The sequence below is a fragment of the Jiangella anatolica genome (assembly GCF_003236295.1).
GTDB lineage: Bacteria > Actinomycetota > Actinomycetes > Jiangellales > Jiangellaceae > Jiangella > Jiangella anatolica.
Window position 1 is genome coordinate 110355 of record NZ_POTW01000002.1, and the last position, 25077, is coordinate 135431.

At 74.1% G+C, this 25077-nt stretch carries 22 protein-coding genes; 9 read left to right on the forward strand and 13 right to left on the reverse strand.

Going from position 1 to position 25077, the window contains the following annotated elements:
* Window positions 1–127 precede the first annotated feature (127 nt).
* From C1I92_RS01410 to C1I92_RS01420, 3 genes are all read left to right on the forward strand, one after another.
* Window positions 128–3022, forward strand: coding sequence for an AfsR/SARP family transcriptional regulator (locus C1I92_RS01410; protein ID WP_111252864.1), 2895 nt, complete (start codon window positions 128–130; stop codon window positions 3020–3022).
* Window positions 3019–5883, forward strand: coding sequence for an AfsR/SARP family transcriptional regulator (locus tag C1I92_RS01415; RefSeq protein ID WP_158563879.1), 2865 nt, complete (start codon window positions 3019–3021; stop codon window positions 5881–5883). Before C1I92_RS01410 ends, C1I92_RS01415 begins: the two co-directional genes overlap by 4 nt.
* A 220-nt stretch (window positions 5884–6103) precedes the next feature.
* Entirely contained in the window at window positions 6104–8308 is a 2205-nt protein-coding gene (locus C1I92_RS01420) for an Ig-like domain-containing protein (RefSeq protein WP_111252866.1), read from the forward strand.
* A 286-nt stretch (window positions 8309–8594) separates the two neighbouring features.
* Here the strand turns inward: C1I92_RS01420 and C1I92_RS01425 are convergent, their stop codons facing one another.
* Both C1I92_RS01425 and C1I92_RS01430 read right to left on the reverse strand, forming a co-directional pair.
* A complete protein-coding gene (locus tag C1I92_RS01425; RefSeq protein WP_111252867.1) occupies window positions 8595–9317 on the reverse strand; it encodes a DUF1707 SHOCT-like domain-containing protein in 723 nt (240 codons plus the stop codon).
* Between the two features lie 62 nt (window positions 9318–9379).
* Window positions 9380–9823 (reverse strand): (deoxy)nucleoside triphosphate pyrophosphohydrolase, encoded by a 444-nt coding sequence (locus C1I92_RS01430; RefSeq protein ID WP_111252868.1) that lies wholly within the window; start codon window positions 9821–9823, stop codon window positions 9380–9382.
* Window positions 9824–10058: 235 nt separating this feature from the next.
* Here C1I92_RS01430 and C1I92_RS01435 point away from each other — a divergent pair, with 235 nt between their 5' ends.
* The 3 genes from C1I92_RS01435 (at window position 10059) to C1I92_RS01445 (ending at window position 12791) form a co-directional block, all read left to right on the forward strand.
* Window positions 10059–10952, forward strand: a complete 894-nt coding sequence (locus C1I92_RS01435; protein WP_146604974.1) for a CAP domain-containing protein — start codon at window positions 10059–10061, stop codon at window positions 10950–10952.
* Between the two features lie 115 nt (window positions 10953–11067).
* A complete protein-coding gene (locus tag C1I92_RS01440) occupies window positions 11068–12111 on the forward strand; it encodes a GNAT family N-acetyltransferase (RefSeq protein ID WP_199520852.1) in 1044 nt (347 codons plus the stop codon).
* Between the two features lie 68 nt (window positions 12112–12179).
* Window positions 12180–12791 (forward strand): TetR/AcrR family transcriptional regulator, encoded by a 612-nt coding sequence (locus C1I92_RS01445; protein WP_111252870.1) that lies wholly within the window; start codon window positions 12180–12182, stop codon window positions 12789–12791.
* 14 nt (window positions 12792–12805) lie between these two features.
* Here C1I92_RS01445 and C1I92_RS33600 read toward each other — a convergent pair whose 3' ends face one another.
* A complete protein-coding gene (locus tag C1I92_RS33600) occupies window positions 12806–13621 on the reverse strand; it encodes an alpha/beta fold hydrolase (RefSeq protein ID WP_158563882.1) in 816 nt (271 codons plus the stop codon).
* Window positions 13622–13882: 261 nt separating this feature from the next.
* On the opposite strand from C1I92_RS33600, the gene C1I92_RS01455 reads away from it, so the two are divergent.
* Window positions 13883–15244 (forward strand): DUF2786 domain-containing protein, encoded by a 1362-nt coding sequence (locus tag C1I92_RS01455; protein ID WP_199520853.1) that lies wholly within the window; start codon window positions 13883–13885, stop codon window positions 15242–15244.
* Window positions 15245–15414: 170 nt separating this feature from the next.
* Here C1I92_RS01455 and C1I92_RS33275 read toward each other — a convergent pair whose 3' ends face one another.
* Window positions 15415–16284: a hypothetical protein gene (locus C1I92_RS33275; protein ID WP_146604975.1), complete on the reverse strand. Its 870-nt coding sequence runs from the start codon at window positions 16282–16284 to the stop codon at window positions 15415–15417.
* A gap of 181 nt (window positions 16285–16465) precedes the next feature.
* Window positions 16466–17176, reverse strand: coding sequence for a TetR/AcrR family transcriptional regulator (locus C1I92_RS01465; RefSeq protein WP_111252872.1), 711 nt, complete (start codon window positions 17174–17176; stop codon window positions 16466–16468).
* An 83-nt stretch (window positions 17177–17259) separates the two neighbouring features.
* On the opposite strand from C1I92_RS01465, the gene C1I92_RS01470 reads away from it, so the two are divergent.
* On the forward strand, window positions 17260–18204 hold the full coding sequence (locus C1I92_RS01470) for an NAD-dependent epimerase/dehydratase family protein (protein WP_111252873.1): 945 nt from the start codon (window positions 17260–17262) through the stop codon (window positions 18202–18204).
* A 41-nt stretch (window positions 18205–18245) separates the two neighbouring features.
* Window positions 18246–18605, forward strand: coding sequence for an MmcQ/YjbR family DNA-binding protein (locus C1I92_RS01475; protein ID WP_111252874.1), 360 nt, complete (start codon window positions 18246–18248; stop codon window positions 18603–18605).
* On the opposite strand, the gene C1I92_RS01480 is transcribed toward C1I92_RS01475, so the two are convergent.
* The 8 genes from C1I92_RS01480 to C1I92_RS01515 are packed head-to-tail and all read right to left on the reverse strand — an operon-like array spanning window position 18572 to window position 24957.
* Complete coding sequence (locus C1I92_RS01480) at window positions 18572–19006, reverse strand: pilus assembly protein TadG-related protein (RefSeq protein ID WP_111252875.1); 435 nt, start codon at window positions 19004–19006, stop codon at window positions 18572–18574. The genes C1I92_RS01475 and C1I92_RS01480 overlap by 34 nt on opposite strands.
* 5 nt (window positions 19007–19011) lie before the next feature.
* The gene (locus C1I92_RS01485) at window positions 19012–19428 is read right to left on the reverse strand and encodes a TadE/TadG family type IV pilus assembly protein (protein WP_111252876.1); all 417 of its coding nucleotides are present in this window, start codon (window positions 19426–19428) and stop codon (window positions 19012–19014) included.
* Entirely contained in the window at window positions 19425–19802 is a 378-nt protein-coding gene (locus C1I92_RS01490; protein WP_146604976.1) for a TadE family protein, read from the reverse strand. The genes C1I92_RS01485 and C1I92_RS01490 overlap by 4 nt, the downstream gene beginning before the upstream one ends.
* A 5-nt stretch (window positions 19803–19807) precedes the next feature.
* The gene (locus C1I92_RS01495) at window positions 19808–21139 is read right to left on the reverse strand and encodes a type II secretion system F family protein (protein ID WP_146604977.1); all 1332 of its coding nucleotides are present in this window, start codon (window positions 21137–21139) and stop codon (window positions 19808–19810) included.
* Window positions 21136–22005, reverse strand: coding sequence for a type II secretion system F family protein (locus C1I92_RS01500; RefSeq protein ID WP_111252879.1), 870 nt, complete (start codon window positions 22003–22005; stop codon window positions 21136–21138). Before C1I92_RS01500 ends, C1I92_RS01495 begins: the two co-directional genes overlap by 4 nt.
* On the reverse strand, window positions 22002–23432 hold the full coding sequence (locus C1I92_RS01505) for a TadA family conjugal transfer-associated ATPase (protein WP_111252880.1): 1431 nt from the start codon (window positions 23430–23432) through the stop codon (window positions 22002–22004). Before C1I92_RS01505 ends, C1I92_RS01500 begins: the two co-directional genes overlap by 4 nt.
* Window positions 23429–24253 (reverse strand): hypothetical protein, encoded by an 825-nt coding sequence (locus C1I92_RS01510; protein ID WP_111252881.1) that lies wholly within the window; start codon window positions 24251–24253, stop codon window positions 23429–23431. Before C1I92_RS01510 ends, C1I92_RS01505 begins: the two co-directional genes overlap by 4 nt.
* The gene (locus C1I92_RS01515) at window positions 24250–24957 is read right to left on the reverse strand and encodes an SAF domain-containing protein (protein ID WP_111252882.1); all 708 of its coding nucleotides are present in this window, start codon (window positions 24955–24957) and stop codon (window positions 24250–24252) included. The genes C1I92_RS01510 and C1I92_RS01515 overlap by 4 nt, the downstream gene beginning before the upstream one ends.
* Window positions 24958–25077: the final 120 nt, after the last annotated feature.

Sequence of the window (25077 nt, forward strand, 5' to 3'; positions counted from 1 at the left end):
TTGACCAGAACCGCTGAGTAACGGCAAACCCGCAGGCAGTGGGCTCGGGGCGCGGTTGACTGTGCGATCTCCTTGCAGTCACCGGTACGGTTGCCCCTGGCGCAGGGGGACAGGAGGGTGAGAGCTGGTGGGCCGGGCGCGGCTTGAGGTCGCACTTCTGGGTCCGGTCGAGGTGCACCGCGACGGGGTCACGATCTCGGTGCCGCCCGGCCGGCCTACCGTCATACTCGCGGCGCTCGCGGCGCGCCCCGGCGCCGTGGTCCCCATCGACGCGCTGGCCAGCTGGCTGTGGCCCGACGACGAGCCGGTGCATCCGCGCGCGGCCATCCAGACCCACGTCGCCCGGCTGCGCGCCGCGCTCGGCGACGGCTTCGTCCAGGCCGCCGGCGACGGCTACCGGCTGGACCTGCCGCCCGACGCCGTCGACGTCAGCCGGTTCCGCGAGCTGGTCGCCGCCGCCCGCGACGCCGAGCCGGCCACCGAGCTGACGCTGCTGCGCGAGGCGCTGGCGCTGTGGCGCGGCGACCCGCTGGCCGGGCTCAACCCCGACGACCTGGAGAAGGCGACCGCGCCGCTGCTGGTCGAGGAGCTGCTGTCGGCCACCGAGCGGCTGAACGAGCTGCGGCTGCGGCTGGACCGCACCGACGAGGAGTTCGTGCCGTCGCTGCGCCGGCTGGTCGCCGCGCACCCGTGGCGGGAGCGGCTGTGGGCGCAGCTGATGCTCGCGCTGTACCGCCAGGGCCGGCAGGGCGACGCGCTCGCGGCCTACCACGAGGTCGTGACGGTGCTGCGCGACGAGCTCGGCATCGACCCGGGCCCGGAGCTGACCGGCCTGCACCGGCGCATCCTCGACACCGACCCGGCGCTGCTGGCGGCCGAGCCCGGCACCGACGCGGGTCGGACGAACGGCGCGGCGGCGGGCTCGGTGGCGACGGTGGTGCGGGCGCCGGTGCAGCTGCCCCGCTCGACGGCCCGGTTCGTCGGCCGGGAGCACGAGATCGACCTGCTCACGGCCACGTTGTCCGAGGCGCGGTCGTGGGCCCGGCTCGGCCTGATCAGCGGGCCCGGCGGATCGGGGAAGACCACGCTCGCGCTGCACGTCGGGCACGCGCTGCGCGACGCGCACCCCGACGGCCAGCTGTTCGCGGAGCTGCGCGGGTCGACCGTCCCGGCCGACCCGGGTGATGTGCTGGCGGAGTTCCTGCGCGCGCTGGCGACACCGGAGGAGGACATCCCGGCGACGCTGGACGAGCGGGCCGCGCTGTTCCGGTCCGCCTGCGCGCACCGCCGGCTGCTGGTGGTGCTCGACGACGCCAGCGACGCCGCGCAGCTGACCCCGTTGCTGCCCGGCGCGGGCGGCTGCAGCGTGCTGGTGACCAGCCGGCCGCAGCTGAGCATGATCCCCGCCGATGTGCAGATCGACCTCGCGCTGTTCTCCGACGAGGACGCCTACGAGCTGCTGGAGTCGATGGTCGGCGCCGACCGGCTGGCGGCCGAGCCGGACGCGACCGCGCTGCTCATCAACGCCTGCAAGGGCTCGCCGCTGGCGCTGCGGATCGCCGGCGGGCGGCTGGTGACCCGGCCGTCCTGGCCGATCGACCACTTCGCCGAGCGGCTGCTCACCAGCCGGCTGGACGAGCTGGAGATGGGCGACCTCAGCGTGCGCTCCATGCTGACCGCGTCGGTGCAGGGCCTGGACCCGGCGATCGCGTTCCGGTTCCGGCTGCTGGCCGCCGTGCCCGGTCCCGCCGTGGACGTCGAGACCGCGGCCGCCGCGTGGGACGTCGGCGCCGACGACGCTCGAGGCGTGCTGGAGCACCTCGTCGACGTGCGGCTGATCGACTCCGCCGCGCCCGACGAGTACCGCTGGCACGACCTCGTCGACGACCACCTGCGCGCCGTCGCCGACACCCACCGCGTCGTCGCGGCCCGGCGCCGGCTGGTCCGGTACTACCTGCGCTGCCTGCACAACCTGTGGCCGGTGCTGCGGCCCGGCGGCACCGCCGCCGAGTCCGGCGCCTGGTTCCCCCACGAGGTCGCCGGGCGATCGTTCGCCGACCGCGCCGAGGTGCATGGCTGGCTGCACCCGCACGCCGCGCTCATGACCTCGCTCGGCCTGGCCGGCCTGCACAGCGACCAGCAGGACATCGTCGACGAGTCCGCCGCGCTGCTGCTGGCGCTGGCCCGGGCCCGGTACGAGTGCTGCCGCGAGGCGCACACCGAGGACCTGTCCCGGGCGGTGCTCGACATCCCGGCCAAGCTCGGCGACCCGGCGCTGACCGCGCGGGCCTGGCACTCGCTGGCGCTGTCGCTGGGCGCGCAGAGCCGGCGCGAGGAGGCGCTGGAGGCCGGCGCCCGGGGCCTCGCCGCCCGCCGCGAACTGGGCGACCGGTACGGCGAAGTGATCATGCTGCACAACATGGCGGTCTGGTACGAGCTGGACGGCCGGTACGAGGAGGCGGCGGCGCTGTTCGAGCGCTGCGCCGACGCCGACGACGTCCTCGCGCCGGAGGTCCGGCGACGCTGCCGGCGCAACCTCGCCGACGTGCAGGTCAGCCTCGGGCTGTTCGACGAGGCCCGGCGCAACCTGGCGCTCACCGGCGAAGGCCTCGGCGACGAGCCCGGCGTCGAGCTGTTCGACCAGCTGCTGGCCGACGGGCACCTGGCGCTGGAGACCGGCGCCGCCGACGACGCCGTCGCCGGGTTCGCCCGCGCGGTGGCCGTCGCCGCCGAGCTGGGTTCGCTGCCGCTGCAGGCCGCCGGGCTGGTCAAGGAGGCCAACGCGCTGCGCCGGGCCGGTCGCGACGGTGGCCCGCCGGCCGCGCGGGCGGCGGCTCTGGCCCGCGAGGGCCACCTCATCGACGTCGAGGCCGAGGCGCTGGCCGAGCTCGGCCACAGCCGGGCCCGCGACGGCGACGGCGAGACCGCGCGCAAGCACTGGACCGCGGCGCTGCGCATCTTCGAGTCGCTCGGCTCGCCGCGCGCCGACGAGCTGCGCGAGCTGGTGGCGGAGCGGCCGTGACCAGCGCTCCGGACCTCGATCCCGGCCGGCCGCTCGGCCCGCCCGGGCCCGAGGCCGGCGCGGACACCACCGTCGACATCCGGCTGCTCGGCCCGGTCGAGGTCCGTCGCGACGGCGTGCCGGTGCCGGTCCCGTCCGGCCGGCCGGCGGTGATCCTCGCCGCGCTGGCGCTGCGGACCGGCGGCGTCGTCTCGCAGGGCACGCTGGCCCGGCTGCTGTGGCCCGACGTCCAGCCGGAGCATCCACGTGCGGCGCTGCAGACGCACGTGGCCCGGGTCCGCGCCGTGCTCGGCCGGAGCGCGATCGAGTCCACCGGCGACGGCTACCGGCTGGTGCTCCCGCCCGAGTCGGTCGACGTCGGGCGGCTGCGGGCGCTGTCCGCCGCCGCGCGCACCGTCGAGGAGCTGCCGGAGCGGCTGGCGCTGCTGGACCGGGCGCTGGCGCTGTGGCGGGGCAACCCGCTGACCGGTCTCTGGCCCGACGTGCTGACGCGGCAGAGCGGACCCGCCGTGCTGGACGAGATCCTCGGCGTCGCCGAGCGTGCCCACGAGCTGCGGCTGCTGCTGCACGGACCCGACGACGGCGTGATCCGCGAGCTGCGCGAGCTGGTGACGGCGCACCCGGAGCGCGAGGGCGCCGCCGCCCAGCTGATGGCGGCGCTGTACCGCGAGGGCCGCCAGGGCGACGCGCTCGGCGTCTTCAACGACACCGTCCGCGCGCTGCGGGCGGCCGGTCGCCGTCCGGGCCCGGAGCTGGCCGCGCTGCACACCAGGATCCTCGCCGTCGCGCCCGACGCTCCGGAGGTCGCCGGCGCGCCGGTCGAGGACGCCGGGCACGCGGCCGCCCCGTCCGGCGCGCCGTCCCGGCCCGGGCAGCCGCGACCGGCCCAGCTGCCGTCGCGGCCCCGGTCCTTCGTCGGCCGCGCCGGCGAGATCGCCGTACTCACCGCCGCGCTCCGATCCGGCTCCGCCCCCGAGGGGCGCTGCCGGACCGTCGTCATCTCCGGCCCCGGCGGCACCGGCAAGACGACGCTGGCGCTGCGGGTGGCGCACGAGGTCCGTGACCACTACCCCGACGGCCAGCTCTTCGCCGACCTGCGGACCAGCAGCGACGCGGCGGCGCTCGGCACCGACGCGCTGGCCGGGCTGCTGCGGGCGCTCGGCGTCGGCGGCCCGGACCTGCCGCCGTGCCCGCAGGAGCGGGCCGAGCTGTTCCGCCGGCTGTGCGCCGGCCGGCGGCTGCTGGTGCTGATGGACGACGCCGACCCGGAGGCGGCCGCGTCGCTGCTGCCGGCCGAGCCGGGCTGCGCCGTCATCGTCACCAGCCGGCGCCGGGTCCCGGAGCTGCCCGCCGACGCGCGGGTCGATCTCGGCATGTTCACCGAGCCGGAGGCGCGCGAGCTGCTGGCCTCCGTCGTCGGCGCGGAGCGGCTGGCGGCCGAGCCCGACGCGACCGCCGCCGTCCTGGACCGGTGCGCTGGGTCGCCGCTGGCGGTGCGGATCGCCGCGGGCCGGCTGGCCAGCCGCCCGGCCTGGCCGATCGAGCACTTCGCCGGCCGGCTGCGCGGCGACGACCGGCTGGGCGAGCTGCGGGCCGGCGGGCTGGCGGTGCGCGCCGCGCTGGACGCCACCTACGTGAGCCTGCAGCCGGTCCAGGCGCAGCGGTACCGGCTGCTCGCGGCGCTGACCGGCGCCGCCGTCGACGCTGAGACGGCGGCCGTCGTCTGGGAGGTCGACGCCGGAGAGGCGCGCCGGGTGCTGGACCGGCTGGCCGGCATCCGGCTGGTCGAGCCGGCCGGCGACGGCTACCGCTGGCACGACCTCGTCGACGACCACATCCGCGCGGTCACCGACCCGCAGGCGGCCCGGGCGGCCCGCCGGCGGCTGCTCCTCCACCTGTTGCTGACGCTGCGCAACGCCCGGCTGCGGCTGCGCCCGCACGACGCCGTCCCCGGCCTGCCCGGCGCGCGCGACGACCTCGCCGGCGGGCGGCCGTTCGCCGACCGGTGCGAGATCCACGCCTGGCTGCATCCGCGGCGGACCCAGCTGGTCGCGCTGGCCCGGACCGAGCTGGCCGGCGGTGAGCAACCGGCCGTCGACCACGCTGCGGCGCTGCTGGTCCTGCTCGACGCCGTCGCCCGCGAGTGCTGCGACAGCGGCGACGACGAGGAGACGGCGCGGACGGTGCTGCGCGCGGCCACGCCGCCGTCGGACCCGGCGATCACCGCGGCCGCGTGGACCAACCTCACGCTGACGCTGGCCGCGCAGCACCGGCTGGACGAGGCGCTGGCCGCGGCGGAGCGCGCCGTCGAGCTGCGCCGCGAGCTCGGCGACCGGTACGGCGAGCTGATCATGTTCGAGAACCAGGCCTGCATCCACATCGAGGCGGGCCGGTACGAGGACGCCCTCGCCGTCATCGCGGCCTGCGTGGACGACCGCGAGTTCCTGTCCGCGCAGATCCGGGCCCGCAGCCTGCGCACGCGGGCCCGGGCACACGCCGGGCTGGGCCGGTGCGCCGACGCCCGCGCCGACCTCGCCGCCGCGAGCGCCGTCGAGGAGCCGGCGCCGGTGTCCTACGACGCGCACTACGAGGCGGCCGTGACGGCGGCCGTGCACCGGGCGGCTGGCGACCGGGCCGAGGCGCTGCGGGCCTGCTGGCGCGCCGTCGACCTCGCCGTCGCGCTCGGCTCCACGTGGATGCACGCGCTGTCGCTGCTCGACACCGCGCGGACGCTGCGGCACTTCGGCGCCGACGGCCGCGCGCCCGCCGCGGACGCCGTCGCCGTCGCCGTCGAGAACCGGCACGTACGGCTGGCCGCGGAGGCCCGTGCGGAGCTGACCCTCGCCGGCGCCGGTCGCTGAGCCCGATTCTTTGTCCGCATTGCCGGACCGGTGATATCTCGGGAGAAATGTTCTGCGGAATTCGGTGTGACCACTTGGTGATGCAGCTGTCATGTGCCGATCGACTTGTGTAGCGTGATCTCGCCCCGGTTTCCGCACGTCAGCGGCCGTATTCCGGCCGAACGGGCGAATCCGGGCAACGCCATGTCAAGTGGAGTATTTGGAGAATTTTGTGAGCGCAATGCTGCCGCGACGGCGGAATGCGGCACGGATCGCCGGGGTGCTCGTCGCCTCGGCCGTGGTGAGCGGCGGCATCTTCGCCGCCAGCACCGCGGCCCAGGCTGACGAGCAGATCCCGGTCACCGTGCCGACCTTCGCCGCCGACGACTTCATCGAGCTGGCGGCGCAGCTGCCGGCCACTCTCCGAGCGGCGATCGAGCGCGATCTCGGCGTCGCCCCCGAGCAGTACCTGGCCAACGCGGAGCGGGCTCGTGCCGCCTCCGACGCGGCCACCGTGCTGCGCGACCGGGGCGTCGGCGTGCTCGGCGTGTCCATCGACGGCCAGGACGTCACCATCAACGTCGAGAGCGAGTCCGACGCCTCGACCGTCGAAGCCAGCGGCGCACGTGTCGTCGTCGGCCCGATGGACTCGCTGCGCACCGAGCGCGAGGTCCAGCCGGCCCGCGACCACAAGGGCGGCTACGGCTACGCCTACCAGATCAGCGAGCCGGACGAGACCGGCGCGTTCGACCTGAGCCGCTGCTCCGTCGGGTTCAGCGGGTACGACCCCGACGGCGACTCGCGGTTCCTGACCGCCGGGCACTGCGGCGTCGACGAGACCGGCACGCAGTACACCTACCCGGTGCACCACATCGAGCTCGACGCCCCGATCTGGGCGACCGAGGAGTGGGCGGCGGAGTTCCCCGGCGAGGACCTCGGCGAGTTCGTGCCGGGCACGTTCACCTACGGCAACGAGCACGACGGCGGCCTGGTCGACGTCACCGGCGCCGACTGGGAGTCGGTGCCGCAGGTGGCCGGCTGGGGCGGCGGCGCGGGCGCGCCCGACGACGCCTCCGTCACGATCCGCGGTCCGATCACGGCCGTCGCCGGCGCCCAGGCCTGCAAGTCCGGCGCCACGTCCGGCTGGACCTGCGGCGAGGTGCTGGTCCCGGCGCAGAGCACGGCGGTCGGTGAGCAGAACGTCACCGGCTTCATCTTCAACGCCTGCATGCTCGGTGGTGACAGCGGCGGCTCGATCGTCGTGGGCAACTACGCGCTGGGCGTGAACTCCGGCTCCACGCACGACGGCCGGACCGACTGCGACAGCTGGGTCCCGGCGCAGTCGCCCGACACCGGCGACGCCGACTTCAGCATCGGCTACTCGCTGGCGACCGGCGAGTACAACGCGCTGAACCTGCTCGGCAACCAGTGGGAGCTGGCCGTCGCCGTCAGCACCCCGGTCGTCACCTCGCCCGAGGACGGCGGCGAGACCGGCCCGCGGCCGACGTTCACCGGCACCGTCGAGGCGGCCCGGTCGACGCACAAGGTCCAGGTCGTCATCGACGGCGAGCACACCTACGAGGGCGACGTCACCGACGAGGGCACGTTCTCCGTCCCCGTCACCGACGAGCTGGTCCCGGGCGAGCACACGTACGAGGTCACCGCGTCGTACGGCAACTTCTCGCGCTCCGAGGTGGCCGAGGGCAGCTTCACCTCGACCGAGCAGCAGGTCGAGCAGCTCACGGTCGCCTCGCCGAGCGAGGGCCAGACCACCGGCAACGCCCGGCCCAGCTTCACCGGCACCGGCCAGCCCGGCGCGACGGTGACGCTGTCGGTCGGCGACACGGTGTACGGCGAGGCCACCGTCGGCGACGACGGCAGCTGGACCATCGCCCCGTCGGCGGACCTGCCGGTCGGCGAGCGGTTCGACGCCGCCGTCACGCAGTCCTTCGAGGGCGACACCCAGTCCGTCACCGTGGCCGGCCTCGGCATCACGGCGCCGGCGGTCACCATCGACGAGCCGGCCGACGGCTCGACCGTCGAGGGTGACGTCGTGTTCAGCGGCACCGCCTACCCGGGCGCCTCGCTGACGCTGGCGATCGAGGGCACCATCACCGAGGCGTCGGAGCGGGTCCAGGCGGCCGCCGACGAGTGGGCCGGCGACCTGGAGATCGGCGAGGACGGCACCTGGACGTTCACCCCCGACGAGGCGCTGAAGGACGGCGAGTACACGCTCACCGCCACCGCGTCCGTCGAGGGCGGCGACCCGGAGCTGACCTCGTCGGAGGCGTCGGTGTCGTTCACCGTCGCCGCGGGCTCCGACGACGACGAGCTGCCCGACACGGGCTCGTCGAACCTCTGGATGCTCGTGGTCGGCGTCGCGCTGCTCGCCGCGGGCGGTGTCGCGATCGCGATCCGCGCCCGGCGGGGCGGCTCGACGGCCTGACTGACGCCGTAGTCCGCGTTTCGTACCGGCGGCCCCGGTCCCGCAGCCAGCGGGACCGGGGCCGCCGTCCGCGTTGACCTGCGTGAATGTGCGATGAAAGCGATCTGAAAGCGGGCCTGCCTAGGGTTTGAGTCAGCGCGGGACAGAGGAAGTCCTCCACCGCCTCGGTCCGGCGCTCGCCCACGGGCGCTTCCACGGGGGAGCTGTCCCGGATATAGACCGGCCCCGCAGGTCCGTGCCCGGCCTGCGGGGCCGCCCTATGTCCGCCCGGTCTCCGCGGGTGCGGTCACTCCGCCCGCTTGGCCGCCTTCTTGGCCTGCTTGAGCGGCAGGTCCTTCGTCTCCTCCGGCAGCCGCCACACGTCGATGCCGCCCATGAGGTTGTACGCGAGGATCCGGATCCGCGGCGCGCCCGCCCGGGCTGGTCGCCGGCTGCCCCGCTCACCGGTGCCGCCCATCAGCGAGAACCCGCCGACCTCGACGTCGATGGTGTCAGGCACGTAGATGTCCATGCCGCCCATGATCGTGATCGCGACGATCGTGGTCTCGTCCGAGTCGAGCTCGGCGTGCCGCAGGTCGATGTCGTGGCCGCCCATGACGGCGACCGCGTTGATCCGCTCCGCCGCCCGCCAGCGGCCGCGCTTCTCCGTCCCGCCCATGAACGCGACGATCCACCTGGTGGCCGACCGGCGCGGCGCGTCGCCGCGGAACACGGGGCTCGTTGCGGCCGCCGGCGCCAGGCCGCCGGGGCCGGGCAGGTCCGCCGTCAGCTGGGCCAGGTCGTCGCGGGTGACGGCCCGATAGGCCAGGCCGATCCGCTCCTCCAGCTCGGCCAGCGTGAGCCGGCCGGTGGTGGCGTGCTCCGACAGCGCCTGGACGACCTGCTCCCGCTCGTCGTCGGAGGCGCGCACGCCGGGGACGACCTGCGGCTCGCGGGGGACGATCGGCTCGCCGGGCCGGCTCGGTTCGGGCCGGTCGGGCGCGTCGGCGGGTTCGGGCGGGGTGGTCATACCCGCCAGGCTAGTGCCGGCCGGCGCGGGCGTCGTCCACCGCTCAGTGGACACCTCGGGGGTCAGGCCCGGGCGGACGGGCAGCGCTCGAGCAGCGCCTCGACCACGGCGACGTCGGCCGGCAGCCACGGCACGCCGGCCCACTCGCCGGGACCCAGCCAGCGCAGCTCGTCGTGGTCCTCCAGCGGCGCCGGCACACCCTCCTTCACCACCGCCAGCCACAGCCGCATCGACAGGCCGGCGCCGAGCGCCCATCGGCCGTCGTACGGTCCGGGGACCTCCGGGCCGACCTCGACGGCGATGCCGAGCTCCTCGCGCAGCTCGCGGTGGAGTGCGGCCAGCGGTCGCTCGCCCGGCTCGACCTTGCCGCCGGGGAACTCCCAGCCGCCGGCGAGCTCCGGCGGCTCGCTGCGCCGGGCCGCCAGCAGCCGGGCCGGCCGGACGAGGTCGTCGACGATCGCGGCGGCGACGACGAGCCGTTCCGGCGTCGTCTGCTGTTCGCTCATGCGGGACATCTTCGCCGACGACGGTGGCCGGTGAGTTCTCTGGCTCTGTGTTCAGTGTTCACATTGGCATTTCTTGATCAATGTTTGAGATGTGAGGTTCCTGGACAAAACTGCCCGATGGCTGTGAAATGTCGGTTCTGATCTAAATCCGGTGCGGTGCCGCCGAACCGGGTGGAAGGGGTCTATCCCGGTGAGCGCGAACCAGCCGCGATTCGGACAACGGCGCGTTCGTGGCGTGCCCCTGGTGGTCAGGGCCGGCCTTGTGGTGCTCGTCGGCCTCCTGGCGATCGCGGGGGTGGTCATGGCGATCACCGACGGTCCGCCCGTCCTGCACGCGCGTGCGGAGGGTGGGTCGGGCGAGCCCGACTTCACGACCGGGGAGCCGACGCCCGAGCCGGGAGACTCGCCGTCGGGCAGTCCCAGCGATCCGGGGGAGACGCCGTCGCCGTCGGACTCCGGTTCCGGCGACCCGTCCGAGGACTCGTCCGACGGTCCGGGTGGCTCCGGTGACTCCGGTGACGGGTCCGACGACGTGCCGGGCGACGAGTACGTCGCGACGACGCCGCCGCGGGATCCGGACTCGCCGGACCCGTCGGAGCCGTCCGAGCCCACCGAGGAGCCGTCGGAGGATCCGTCGGACGAGCCGTCGCCGGAGCCGTCCGAGCCCACCGACCGGCCGACGACCGAGCCGTCGGAGCCGTCCGAGCCGACCGACGACCCCACATCGGGCTTCCCCGACCTGCCGATCATCGAGCTGTCGTCGTCGGAGGAGAAGCTGCTGGACTCCGCGGAGGAGGCCCGGTCCGAGGCCGGCTGCCCCGCCCTGCGCGTCGACCCGCGGCTCACCACCGCCGCCCGCGAGCACAGCGAGGACATGCGCGAGCGGCTCTACTTCTCCCACGTGAGCCCGGACGGCCTGACGCCGGAGGACCGCGCCGCCGCCGAGGGGTACACCGCGCCGGTCGGCGAGAACCTGTCGTACGGGCTGCACAGTGCTCAGCAGGTGGTCCGCGACTGGGAGGGCGAGGAGCGCGACCGCCTGCTCGACTGCTCCTACACGTCCGTCGGCATCGGAGTGGAGCGTGGCCTGCTCAGCGCCTGGTGGACGCTGATGCTCGGCACCGACTGACCCGCGGCGGGGGATCGAGGGGGTCGACGGAGTTCGCGGCGGGTGCCGGTGACGTGCCTGGCGGGGCCGGAAATTCGCTCGCGGCAGGGTGCGACAGGCCCGTACGGTGTCCACCGTGAGCACCGTCGACCTCGAGCCCCTGGCCGTCCGTGCCGCCGCACCGGCCGAGTTGCCGCCGCTCCCCGCCGACGTCGGTCTCACCTGGCGGCCCCTGACGCCCGATGACGTGCCGGCCTGGTTCGCGTTGTGCGAAGTCGTCGACGATCACGACGACGCGAACGAGCGGGTGGCGAAATCCGAGCTGATCGACCGGTTCAAGGGCAGCTGGCACGACCCCGCCCGCGACAGCGTCGCCGGCTTCGACGCCGACGGGAACGTCCGGGCCTATGCATGGTCGGTGTACCGGCAGGTCACCGAGGGCACGCAGGCGCCGGTGCTGTTCGGCGCGGTGCATCCCGGCCATCGGCGCCGCGGCATCGGGCGGGCGTTGCTCGCGTGGTCCGAGGCACGGGCACGGCAGCAACTGGCCGCGGCCACGGTGAACCTGCCCGCGCGGATCCGCGTCTACCTCGACGAGTCGCACGCCGAGGCGCGCCGGCTGGCTGAGGCGGCCGGCTTCACGCCCATCCGCTGGTACGTCGTCATGCGGCGGGATCTTGCGGTCGCGCTGCCGTCCGGCGACGTGCCCGATGGCCTGCGGCTGGTGCCGTACTCCAAGGAGCGCGACGAGGACATCCGCGTCACGCACAACGAGTCGTTCGCCCGCGACCACTGGGGTTCCAGCCCGATCGACGCCGAGGCCTGGTCCATCGACGTCGTCGGCGGCGAGAAGTTCCGCCCCGACTGGAGCTTCGTCGCCGTCGAGGAGGCCACCGGGCGGGTCGTCGGGTACTTGCTCTCCGGCGCCTACGACCAGGACTGGGGGCCGCAGGGCTTCACCGAGGGCTGGACCGACCTCGTCTCCGTCCGGCGGGAGTGGCGCGGCCGCGGGGTGGCCGGTGCGCTGCTCACGGCCGCCATGCGGGCCTACGCCGGCGGCGGCATGCAGTACGCCGGCCTCGACGTCGACACCGACAACCCGAGCGGCGCCCTCGGCACCTACACCCGCCTCGGTTACGAGCGCCAGCAGGGCAGTGTGCTGCTGACGAAGGAGATCTGAGCTTCCGGTCCACCGGGAACTGCGAGCTACTCTCAGTTGACCGTGATTCGGCGCTACTATCGGCGCTGATGACCGAACAGACGACTCAGCGCCCGCCGGGCCTGCGCGAGCGCAAGAAGCTCAAGGCGATGCGCCACATCCAGCAGGTGGCGCTGGACCTGTTCGACCGCGACGGGTACGCGCACGTCACGATCGAGCGGATGGCCGCCGAGGCCGAGGTGTCGCCGAGCTCGATCTACCGCTACTTCGGCACCAAGGAGATGGTCGTCCTCTGGGACGAGTACGACCCGATCATGCTGCAGGCCTTCGACGACCGGCTGCGGGCGAAGGACCCGATCTCGGCGCTGCGCGACGTGCTCACCGAGGTCGTCACGACCGCGATGTTCGAGCAGGACGAGGAGTTCCTGCGGCGGCGCATGTCGTACGCGATGGAGGAGCCGTCCATCCGGGCCGCGATGAGCAGGCAGGCCGACGAGACGGCCGTCGACCTGCGGCGCACGATCGCGAAGCACACCGGCCGCGACCCCGATGGCCTGGAGCTGCGGGTCGTGACGGTCGCGCTGATCGCCGCGTTCATGGAGGCGATCGCCTACTGGCACGAAACCGGGTTCCGCGATCCGCTCCAGGACATCGTCGCCGGCGCTCTGGACGTCATCGAGCGCGGCCTGCGCGTGAGCTGAGCCTCCGGCGTTTTCTAGCGGGCCAGCCGGGCGCGCTCGAGGAAGGTGAGCACGGCGGCGTTGAAGGCGGCCGGTTGCTCCATGGCCAGCGTGTGCCCCGTCCCCGGGACGACGGCGCTGGCGGCGAACTGCGCCTCGGCCTCGATCCGGCCCGCGACCGCGTGGATGTCGCTGGAGTCGAGGTCGCCGACCAGCACCAGCAGCGGCGTCGTCAACTCGCTGAGCCGATCCAGCGCCCCCAGCTCGCGCAGCGCCCCCGACCCCGCCGAGTGCGCGTCGATGACGGCTCGCGCCATCTGCCGGCAGCGCTCGCGCAGCCGCGGGTCGACCGCGTCGGCGCCGCGCTGTGGCCCGTCGACCCAGGCGCGCAGGAAGTACTCCACGTACCCGTCGACGTCGCGGGCCTGGGCGGCCTCTGCCTGCTGCCGCATGAGCGCGAGGATGGCCGGGTCGGTGAACTGCATGCCGCTCACGCCGGGACTGGCGAGCACCATCATCTCGACGGTGTTCGGGTACGCGAGGGCGAAGTCGATCGCCGTCCGCGCGCCGTACGACAGGCCGACGAGCGAGGCGCGGGAGATGTCCAGTGCGGCGAGCAGCTCACGGAGGTCCTCGTAGGCCGCGAAGTCCGACTTCGGCGTCGTCGACTGGCCGTGCCCGCGGGCGTCGTAGCGGATGACCCGATACCCGGCGCGGACGAACGGCCCGACCTGGTCGTCCCACATCCGGTGGTCGAGCGAGCCGCTGTGCAGCAGGATCAGCGGATGCCCCGCGCCCCGCTCGTCGAAGTACAGCTCGCCGTCGCGGACCGGGACTCGGCCACTGGACATCGCACGCATCTCCCGTTCGGTCGTCGTGAACAAGGCGACCCTGTCGCAAGGTATGACACGACAAGACGACCTCGGTAGCGTCGTCCATCTCGTGGGCACCCGCGGCTGCGGCCGGGCTTGCAACGACAACTGTGTCGGACCGAGCGGCGATGATGGGCCGGAATGCTCGGTTCGGGTGATCTTTTTTGGATTGGCGAGAGGTGATCGGTGCTCCCCCACGACGGTGACCGGTTGCGTTCGGGCGGTGACCGGCCGCGTTCGGTGACGGTCCAGGTCGTGGCCGAGTGGCTGCCTGCCCTCGCTGCCGACGGTCTGCGACGCGGACCCGCCGCGCTGGCCGACGGCGTACGCATGGTCTCGTCCGCCGCGCCGCCCCGGGTGGTCGACACGGCGGTCGTTCAGGTGCTCCGCGCCCAGGTCGACCGTCTCTGGACCGCCGGCTGGCTCCCCGTGGATCTCTACGAGGTGACGCGGCGGCAAGGCTCTGCACTGGCTGCCCTTGTCGCTGTCGACGCCATGGCCGACGCCGCGGCGCAGTATCCCGTCGCGACGACGCATCCGCGCTGGCTGGCGCAGTTGGATGAGGTCGGTGCGGAGCGTTGGTGGGATCCCGCCGTGCCGTATCCGGCCCAGTGGACCACGCGTCACGACGCCGATCGGGACGCGCTGCTCGCGGCGGCGCTCGAGCTGATCGGCCTGACGCTGCGGCTGCCGGCGCTGCAGACGATCGTGCCGCCGCCCGGCCAGGCGACCAGCCCTCCCCGTCAACACGCCGCGGGTACGGATCGCGAGCCGTCCGATCCACGTGCCCGCAGCGCCCGCCCAGCCGCTGACCCTACTGACGCCCGGCCGCCCGCCGACAGCGCTGGTACAGGTGGACCGGCCGCCGGTGGCGCGAGTGGTTCCCGTCGTCCGCATTCGTCGCCGGAGAAGGTGCTCGGCCGAGTGCGCGCGCTGCTGGCCAAGGCCGAATCGACGCCCTATCCGGAGGAGGCGGAGGCGCTGTCGGCGAAGGCGCAGGAACTGATGAGCCGCTACTCCATCGAGCAGGCCCTCGCCGACGCCCTCACCCCGGAACGTCGCACCACCGTCGCCGCGGCCCGGCGCATCTGGCTCGACGCGCCGTATCTCGGCCCGAAGACCCTGCTGGTCGCGGAGGTCGGGTCGGCCAACCACTGCCGCACCGTCTCCAGCGAGAAGCTCGGCTTCGTGACCGTCCTGGGCACCGAGCTCGACCTCGACGTCGTCGAAGTGCTGTCCACGTCGCTGCTGGTCCAGGCCGCCCGCGCCATGCTGGCCAGCGGCTCTCACCCCAGCCGCCTCGGCACGTCACGCATTCGCTCGTTCCGGCATTCCTTTCTGCTGTCGTACGCCACGCGCATCGGCGAACGGCTCCGCGACACCGCCGCCCAGACCGCCGCGGCCGCCGGGACCGACCTCGTCCCCGTCTTCGCGGACCGCTCCCTCGCCGTCGACACCCTCTTCGACTCCCTGTTCACCACCACCGTCCGTCGCTCGTTCTCGGCCGGCAACGCCGCTGGATGGGGAGCCGGCCGCAGCGCCGCCGATCGTGCGGTGCTGACGACCGAGCGGCGTGCGGTTCGCCGATCACCCGGGCGCTGAGCGCTGCCCGAGCACAAGCGCTCACCCACCGGCAGAGAGACCGCGTGTGCGGACCGCCGACATCGCGGCACCCGGTCCATGCGCCGGCGGAGGGACCGTGTGCGCAGGGCGCAGCCACACCGCGACACCGGGGCTCAGGTAGCCGTCTCCTTCGTAGTCGCCCGAAGCCATCACCTCGTTCCCGTGGTGTCGGCGAGCTCGACCCGGGCCACGAGCCAGCTACCCGCTGCGGCGCGGTAGCTCAGGCCGACCCGCAGCACCATGCCGGTGTCGTAGGTCAGCGTGCCGCGAGTGTGCGCCGTCGCGCCCGGCTCGGAGACGTCAGCTCTCAGCAGCCGGCCGCCCGGGATCGCCTCGACGGGCACGTCGCGGTACGCGGCAGCCTGCTCCGGCGTGAGCCACGACGACATCGTCCCGAACCAGGCCTCTCGGCCGACGCCGGTGCGGGTGAACGCGAGTCCGAAGCCGCGCGCGACCTCGGACCAGCCCGACGGGACCTGATCGTTCGCCGTGGACGTCGGCGGTGCGCGCTTGCTGTGGTCACCGCCGTCCGGTACGCCACCGGTCGCGCCATCCCCGGTAGCCGCATCGTGCGGTGTCCCCGGCTCGGCGCGGGGCGGGCTGCCCGGCACGTCGGCCGTGTCTCTCGTCGCGCTGTCGAGCGGATCGTCCCGCGCAGCGGATCCGCTGCCAAGGCCGTCGTCGACCATTCCTGGCGGGTCGGCGTAGTGACCGGGGACCTCCGGTGCGGTGGCCGCGCCTGATGGGATCGGCGGCGGAGCAGCCGGTGCGCCGCTGCTCGGGCCGGCCGTCGCGGCGAGTGGGGCGCCGGCAGCAGTCCCATCGGGCGGCAGGACCGCCTCTGGACCAGGGCCGGAGACCAGCGTCGTCGCGATGATCACCGTGCCGGCCACCACGACCGCAGCGACCAGCAGCCACAGGATCGGCTCGACCCGTCGACGTCGCCCGGCGGAAACACCGGGCGCCCCCAGCGGCGGCCAGCCGTCATCGTCCGGTGCGGTCGCCGGGTCGGGCGGCAAGACCCTCCGCGGCGGCCGCACCGGCGCACCAGTGTGAGGCGCGCCGACGTCAAGAGAGTCAGTCCCGGCCATGCTGCCACCCTTCGATCGACGCGCCTCACACCTTCTATGGGTGCTTTCGCGAAGCCGAATGTGACAGCGGCGGTGAAATTTCTCTGATCGTTTTCGGTGGAGCGCGGAGTCAGTCCAGGCCGACCGCGTCGGCGAGTGCGTCCATCTCCAGCGCGAGCACCGTCGCCGGCCGCAGGCCCATCCCGTTGAACAGGCCGACGGCCTCGATGCTGACGACGCCGTGCAGCCGGACCCACGCCGTCACGACGCCGGCGAGCGCGACGTCGGGGGCGGTCGTGGCCGCTGGGCCGAGCGCCGCACGAACCCAGTCGGCGACCGCCGGGATCTCGTCGATCCAGTCCGCCAACTCCACGCGCAGCGGCTCCGCCCGCGGCCAGGTCCGGCCGGCGGCCAGGATCTCCAGCAGCGGCGCGAGCACGGCGCGAGCGCTGTCGACGGTCTCGGCCGGCGCGTCGTAGCGCGGCACCGGCGTCCCGGTCAGCAGCAGATAGCGATGCGGCTGCGTGACCGCCCAGTCGCGGTACGCGCGGGCGATGGTGTGAAGACGCTCGCGGGCCGGCGAGCCCTCTGACGCCGCCGCCGCGTCCCGGAGCGCGTCCGCCAACGAGGCGTAGCTGTCGACGATCAGCTCGGTCAACAGGTCGTCGCGCCCGGCGAAGTACTTGTAGAGCGCGGGTCCGGAGACGCCGATCTCCTTGGCGACGCCGGTGAGCGTCAGCGCCGCCGCCCCGTCGCGCGCGATCTGACCGAGCGCGACCTGCTTGATCTCGTCGCGGACCTGCTCGCGGTAGCGCTTGCGGCGTTCGGCGGCCTCGACCACGGCTCCTCCTCGGTGTTGATAGGAATCCTAACTTGAGTTAGAGTCCGTAACTAACAGTTAGAACTAGTAACCAGGAGGAAGAGATGAGTCGGGAACTGCATGTTGTCCTCGGGACCGGACCGGCGGGGATCACGCTCGCCGAGGAACTGCAGCGTCGCGGGCACGCCGTCCGCGCGGTCGACCGACGCGGGTCGACGCAGCTGGCCGGCGTGGAACCGCACGCCGCCGACGTCCGCGACCCGGCGGCAGCGGCCGACGCGGTCGCCGGTGCGGCCGTCGTCTACCACTGCGTCAACGTGCCGTACGAGCAGCAGATCGAGGTGATGCCACGCATCCAGGAGTCCGTGCTGGCCGCGGCCGAGACCGCGGGCGCACGCCTCGTCGTCACCGACACGCTGTACCCGTACGGCCCGACCGGCGGCGAGGTGATGACGGAGGCGACGCCCTGGCGGGCGGTCGCGGCGAAGGGCCGGATGCGCGCGGACCTGGACCGTCGCTACCTCGACGCCCACGCGAGCGGACGGGTCCAGGTGTCGCTCGGGCGGGCCGCCGACTTCTTCGGTCCGCGGGTGTTCACCTCCAGTCTCGGCGCGATGGTGTTCCCGGCGGCGTTGATGGGCGAGACGGCACTCGCCCTCGGCGACATCGACCTGCCGCACAGCTACAGCTACATCCGCGACGTCGCCGCCGGGCTCGCGCTGCTGGGCGAACGGCCGGACGCGGCCGGCCGGGTCTGGCACCTGCCGACGGCGCCCGCGGTGTCGACGCGCCGGGTGCACGAGCTGATCGCCGGGCTCACCGGACGCCCGCTCGCCGTCGACGTCCTGCCGGAGCCGCGGCCCTGGGGACCGCTCGACGACACGTTCATGGCCGAGTACGAAGAGCTCTTCTACCAGTACCTCGAGCCGCAGATCATGGACTCCTCGGCGTTCGAGCAGGCCTTCGGCGTCCGTCCGACACCGCTCGCCGACGCCCTGGCCGAGACCGTCGACTGGTATGCCGCCGCGCTGCGCCCGGCCGCGGGCTGACGCCGTCGACCCTGTCGGACCCGAGCGGCACAATCGACCGCATGGTGACGATCGACGACGTGCGACGGCTTGCGCTGACGCTCCCTCGCACCACCGAAGGTCTGGTGCGCGACAGCGTCAAGTTCCGCATCGGCAGCATCGTCTACGCGGCGATCTCGCCCGACGAGACGATCATGGGCTTCGGATTCCCCAAGGACGAGCGGGACGACCTGGTGGCGTCGGATCCGGCCAAGTTCCTCCCGCCGTTGAAGTCGGACGAGCGATATCAGTGGGTCCGGGTGCGGCTGGCGGCGATCGACGAGGACGAGATGCGCGAACTGGTCACCGACGCCTGGCGCATGTGTGTGCCGAAGAAAGTGGCCGCCGCCTACGACGAGTCCGGCGGAGCGGCCCTGGGCTGACCGGTCACAGCCGTGACGATGTCGGCACTCGCTGTGCCGCTCGCCTCCAGTGTCGTGATGCCGACGAGGGGCAGGATCGCCGCCGGCTCGGTCGCGTCGGCCCGCACCACGATGCGGTTGCCGTCGATGCTGACGGACCCGCTGAGGCCCGCCGCGGCGAGGTGATCGCGGGCGGCCGCGACCGCCCGGACGCGGTCGAGCCCCGGCGAACCCGTCAGCGTCGATCCGTCGATCTCCTGGCCCGCCGCTCTGGCGGCCTCGGACGCGACGGCGTCGGCCCGCTGCTGGGCGGTCAGCTGCCGCCGGCCGTCATGGACGAGGCCGGCGATCGCCAGCAACGCGATGGTCAGGACCGCGAACATCAGGGTGAAGCTGCCCGTCTGGTCGGTCAGGCGGCGCATCGGTCTCACCTCTCTCGATAGGTGTCGACGGGACTGACGGCGGTCGCCGTCAGCGTGGTGGCCGGGACGCGCAGCGGCAGGTCCGCGACCCGCAGCCGACAACTGACGGTGACGGTGACGCGGCCGGGCCGGCCGGGCGGCGCGCGCAGGCCGGCGACGTCGACGTCGATCTCGGTGCGCAGACACGACAGCCCCTGATCGGCCAGGGCGGCACGGGCGACCTCGGTCGCGGCGTCCCGGCCGGCCGACGGGGTGCGTTGCAGCGAAGCGGCCCGGGCAGCCTCGGCGGCGGCCTGGTCAATGGCCCCGTCGGCGATGGCGTGGCGGCCGGCCAGCGCGACCAGCGCGATGAGCAGCAACAGGCCGGGTGCGAGGACGGCGAGCTCGAGCGTCGCCGAGCCGCGCTCGTGGGTTCGGCTCATGGGCTGCTCCAGCGCCGGATCGGCGCCGTCGCCGACTGGCTCACATCGACCCGCCAGCCGGGGATCAACGTGGTCGAGGAGCCGGTCACGGTCACCGTGACGGTGTCGGCGTCGGAGAACTCGCGGATGTCGCCGACCCGCATCACCGTGCCGTCGGTGGTGGCGGCGAGCAAGTCCGCCGCCCGTGCGGCGCCGCCGCTGCCGTCGTCGAGGCTGGCCGCCCGGGCGCCCTCGCGTGCGGCCGACAGCGCGACGTTGCGGGCGTGGAACCAGAGGCCGGCGTGCACGATGCCGAAGATCAACAGGAACACCGCCGGCCAGAGGATGACCGTCTCAAGCGTGGTCGAGCCGCGATCGGAGCGTCGTCGAAGCATCGCGGTCACCCGATCCGCATGGCGACGGGAGCGGCGAGAAGCAGCATGAACACGACCGCCGTGGCCGCGAGCGGCGCCGTCGCGCGCTCCGTCCGTGCGCCGGCCCGCGCCTGGTCGCCGGTCAGCAGCTGGGTGCGCATGGCCGACGCCCGGGACCGGAGCACGTCGTAGACCGTCGCGCCTTCGCGTGCGGACATCCGCAGGACGTCGCCGATGTCAGTGAGCTCGGGCAACCGGAGATCGCGGCCGACCGTGCGCAGCGCCTCCCAGGCGGGTACGCCGGCCCAGCGCGCACGCGCCAACTCGTCGCGCACCCGCTGGAACGCCCACGACGCGCCGATGCCGGCCGCCGACTCCAGCGCCTGGGTGGGTCCGGACCCGGCCGCCCGTTCGAGCGCGACGAGGTCGACGTAGGCAGCCATGGCTCGCCTGAACTCCATCCGCTTCGTCCGGGCCAGGTCGGCGACGGTGTAGAGCGGCAGGTACGACAGCGCGACGGCCGCGACCAGACCGGCCACCGCCGGTACGGCGAACGGCAACCGCACGACGGCGATCGCGAGGGCCGCGGCGGCCGCCGTCGGTGCGATGAGGCCGACGACTGCGTAGAGGGCGCGCTCGCCGGCGAACTGGGCCACGCTGCGGCGGAGCAGTGCCAGGTCGCGGTAGGGGACGTGCAGCAGCGATGCGGCCAGCCCGCGCCGCAGGACGAGCCGGCCGAGGTTGTCCGTCAGCCGGTCGGTCCTGGCGGACGGGGTGAACCGGCCGGCGGCGCCGGGGCGGTCCCTGCCGGCGGCGCCGAGGTGGCCATGCGGGCCGGCAGCGTCGGCAGCGTCGGCTGGGTCCGCGCGGTCGGCGGCATCGTGGTGGCGACCATGCGGGTCAGCGGGACTGGTCGGGCCGACGAGGCCGGTCGGGCTGATTGGGCTGGGCGGGTCCGCGAGGCCGGTGTGATTCACCGGGCCGGTGCCGTCGGCATGGTTCATCCGGTCGACGGGGCTGGTCGGGCCGGCTGGGCTGGGCTCGTCCACGAGACCGGCCTGATCCACAGGACCGGCGCGGCCGGCAGGGCCCACCCAGCCGGCGGAGCCACCGGGGCGCATCCGAACGGCGGGGCCGGCAGGGCTCCTCTGGCCGGCGGGGCCGCCGAGGCGCGCTCGGCCGGGGCGATGGCTGCCTCCACCGGGCTCGGTTGACGGTGTCACCGTCGCGGTGAGCAGCTGCGCGGTGTGCACCGGATGCGGCAGCCGGCCCACCCGTCCGATCGCCTCGCGCAGGATCAGCAGGAGCCCCGTCCCCGATCCCAAGCCGAGCAGGACCGCAAGCTGTGTCGTCGTCATCGCACGCCCTCCGGGACGAGGATCCGCAGCTGCCGCGGCGTGGCGGTGATGCGGCGCATCCACACCAGGCAGCCGACATAGCAGGTCAGGAGTCCGACGAGGAGCAACTGGCCGGGTCCGGCGCGGTACGGGTCGGCGTACGGGGTCAGCAGCATCAGGCCGAGTCCGCCCGCGCTGATGACTGTGACCAGCCGGGCCGTGGTGCGGCCGCGCGACTGCTCCGCGTCGACGGTGCGCCGGACCCGCACGTCGTCGCGGACCGCCGCCGCCAGGCCGTCGAGCACGCTGCTGAGCTGGTCACCGCGGCGACGGGCGCCGAGGACCAGCGCCGCGGCGAGCAGGTCGCCCGTCGCGTCGTCGAGGTCGTCGGCGAACGCACGCAGCGCCGTCTCCGTGTCCCAGCGTGCCTGAAGCCGGGCGACGAGCCTGCCCACCTCCGGCCGGATCGGTTCGGGCGCGCTCACCAGGCTTCCGCCGATGGCCTGCTCGATGCCGACTCCGACACCGAGCACGGTGGCGAGGTTCTGCGCCCAGTCGCTCATCGCCTCCAGCCGGACGATGTCGGACTTCGCCGCCGAGGTCTGCAGCAGCACCGGCAACCCCCAGACGGCCGCCGGGAGGAGCGCGACCGCCAGCAGCCAGCCGGTGACCAGCCAGACCACGAGGCCGACGGCTGCGGCGGCAGCGACGCGACGACGGGATCGGCCGGCGGCCGGCGTGGAACCGCGCAACGTCCGCGACCAGCGGGTCAGGGTCGCCCGGCGCGGCGCCGCTGGATCGTCCGGCGTTCTGACCAGGCCGAACCCGGTCGCAGCCAGTCCACCCAGGCCGGTGACCGTCGTGATGGCGGCGATGGCCGGCCTCATGATCGGTCCCCGACCTCGTCGGTCGCCCCCGGCCACGGCCCGCCGAACCACGACGGCGCGGAGCCGGGATGCAGCCGGCCGTCGGCGCCGAGGCGGAACACGTCGGTGATGGCGGGCAGTCCGCGTTCGCCCGGCTCGAGCGCGATGATCTCGGTGACCAGCCGCCGTCGCCGCGCAGCCCCTTCGGCCGTGGTGCGGCACTCGACGTGAACGACGAGGTCGACGTGCTGGGCGATCTGGCGGTAGGCGAAGTCGGCGGAGACGCGGTCGCCGGCCTCCATCGCGCAGGTGACCAGGCGTTCGATGGACGCCCGGGCCGAGTGGGCGTGGATCGTGGACAGCGAGCCCGCGCCCGCCTGCATGGTCTTGAACATCGGCAGCACCTCGCGGCCGCGGACCTCGCCGACGATGAGGCGGTCGAGGTTCATCCGCAGCGCGTCGTAGACGAGGTCGTCGAGCGTGATCTCGCCGGCGGCGCGGCCGCCGGGACCGCGTTCGCCGCTGCCCGGTCGCGCCTCCCAGGCGATGACGCGCCGGTGCCGCTCGCGCATGCGGTGCAGGCCGAGCTCGTACTCGGTCTCGATGGTGCCGAGCTTCTCCTCGGGATCGATCTCGTTGGCCAGCGCCCGTGTCAGCGTGGTCTTGCCGGCGCCCATCGATCCGGACACGACGATGCTGCGGCGCGACCGGACAGCGGTGCGCAGGAACGCCGCCGCCTGGCCGGTGAGCGTGCCGCGGGCGACGAGGTCGTCGAGGTCGATGTCGACCAGCCGGTGGCGCCGGATCACCACGACCGGCTGGTGCGTCGTCCAGCCGGACGCGGCCAGCCGATGGCCACCGTGCAGGTGCAGATGCAGGCTCGGACTGGCGGTCGAGAACGTGCGCTCACTGCTGCCGCCGCGAGAGGCGAGGAAGGTCAGCATGTCGACCAGCTCGTCCGCGGACTCGACGACCGGCGGCCGCCGGGTGATGCGGCCCTCGCCGTCGATGACGACGACCGGCTCGGCGCCGTAGACCTCGATGTTCTCGATGGCCGGATCGTCGACCAGTGGCTGCAGCCGGCCCAGGCCGAAGAGTGCGTCGAAGACCGCCCGGGCGAGCGCGGTCTGCTGGTCGACTCCGACGGTGGCACCGCCCGCGGTGACGGTATGACGGACGTGCTCGTCGAGGAGCTGGGCGATGATCGCACGGCCGGCGGCGCGGCGATCGGCCTCGGCCGTGGTCTCGTCGACCTGCTCGGACAGCCGTGCTGCCGCCTGCTGACGGAACGCGCGGACCAGCGCCCAGTCGACGCCCGGCGGGTCGGGCGACGTCGTCAGCGCCAGGGCGGCCAGCGCCTCCCGGACGCTGCGCCGCTGCGGGCCGTCGCCACCGGGCGCGGGCGGTCGCGCGAAGATCGGCAGGCCGGTGATCGATGGCTCGGTCATCGGACCCCCTTCCCGCTGAGTACCGTCGTGTCGAGCGGAACGTCGAGCACCTGGCGCCGGCGGTCGTCGGCGGCGAGCAGATCGGCCACGGCGCCGCGTGCGGACCGCATCAGCCGTGACGACGTCAGCCGCGACAGGCTGGTGCGCAGGCGCTCGCGGCCGTTGATCCGCTCCGCGGCGACGGGATCCCAGTCGACGCTCGTCCAGACCGGCAGCGTCGTGGCCTCGGCCGCCTCGCCGGCCCGGTGCGGTCGTCCCGCGCCGACGAGCAGGAGGCCGTGCCGGTCGACGGCGGCGTCGCCGGCGCCGTCGGGCAACTGGCCGGCGTTGGCGCGGACGGCCACGAGGTCGTCCAGGGCGGTCCGGCAGACGACGGCGATCAGGTCGGCCGTGCGGAGGAGCGGGTCCGGGCCGTGCCGCATGCCGAACCGGCCGCCGTCGACGATCACGTCGACGCCGTGGCGGGTGACGCCGCGCAGCAGAGTGGCCAGCGTGGCCCAGAAGTCGTCGGTGAGGCTGGCCGCCTGTGCCTTCGTGGCCAGGCCCGGGACGGCGAGGCGGGCGCCGTCGTCGGTGAGGGCGATGGTCTGTCCGCGCAGCGTGCTGAGGCTGAGGGCGCCGTTGCGATGCGCGAGCGCGAGGTTGATCAGGCCCAGCTCGTGGCCGACCTCGCCGCGTAGGTGACCGGCCTTGATGCTGCTGCTTCCGGCCGCGTCGGCCTCGATCAGCAGGACCGGACGGGGCCAGGTCAGCGCGGCGACCAGCGCGGTGGTGGTGACGCCGGGAGCGCCCCGGACCGAGGTGAAGGCGAGGACCGTCATCGCTCGTCACCACCCTCAGTTCCCGCCTCGGCCTCGGCGGAGTCGAGCACGATGGCGACGCGTCCGGTGGCGACGTTCGCGACCAGCGTGCCGGCGACGTCGTCGGCGACCACGACATCGACGACCAGGTGGCCGGAGTCGAGCACGTCAGAGACGCCGAGCACCGTCGCGGCGACCGAGCGGAACGGATCCGACGGCGGCGCGTCGCCCTGGTTCGGCGTGCCGAAGACGCGCACGCGGTCGCCGGGGACCAGGTCCGTCCGCGGCAGCTGCGCCTCGGTGACCGCGACGCCGACGACGCTCTGACCAGCGGCCGGCAGGCTCGCCGCCGTGAGCGAGGCGTCGGTGAGCAAGGTCCCGGCCGGTAGGTCGGTCGCGGCGCGTCGCCCGACGACGGCGGAGAGCTCGCTGGCCGCGACCGGTCGCAGCGCCGGGTCGGGCGCCGCCCGCGCCGTCGTGAGCCGGTCGGCGTCGAGGACCTCACCCCGGTGCACGGTGTCGGTGACCGCAAGGACCTGCACGGTGTCGCCCGACGACTGCGCCAGGTAGGCCGCACCCGCCCCGCACGTGGCCAGCAGGCCGACGCCCAGGCCGATCAGCGCGGGCCGTCGCCGGTACCGCCGGACGGGTGCGCCCGGTGGGCCCGACGCGGGATCGAGCAACTGGTCGAACGGGTCGGCCTCTACCCGGGTCGTCTGCGCCATGATCGCCTCCTGGAGGGTCGCGGTCGTCCGCGCGCCGGCCGACGGCCCGGCGAGCCCGCGAACGCCCGTGGTCGGATCGGAGTCGTCAACTGATCGCCCTTTCTCGCGCAGGTGATCGAG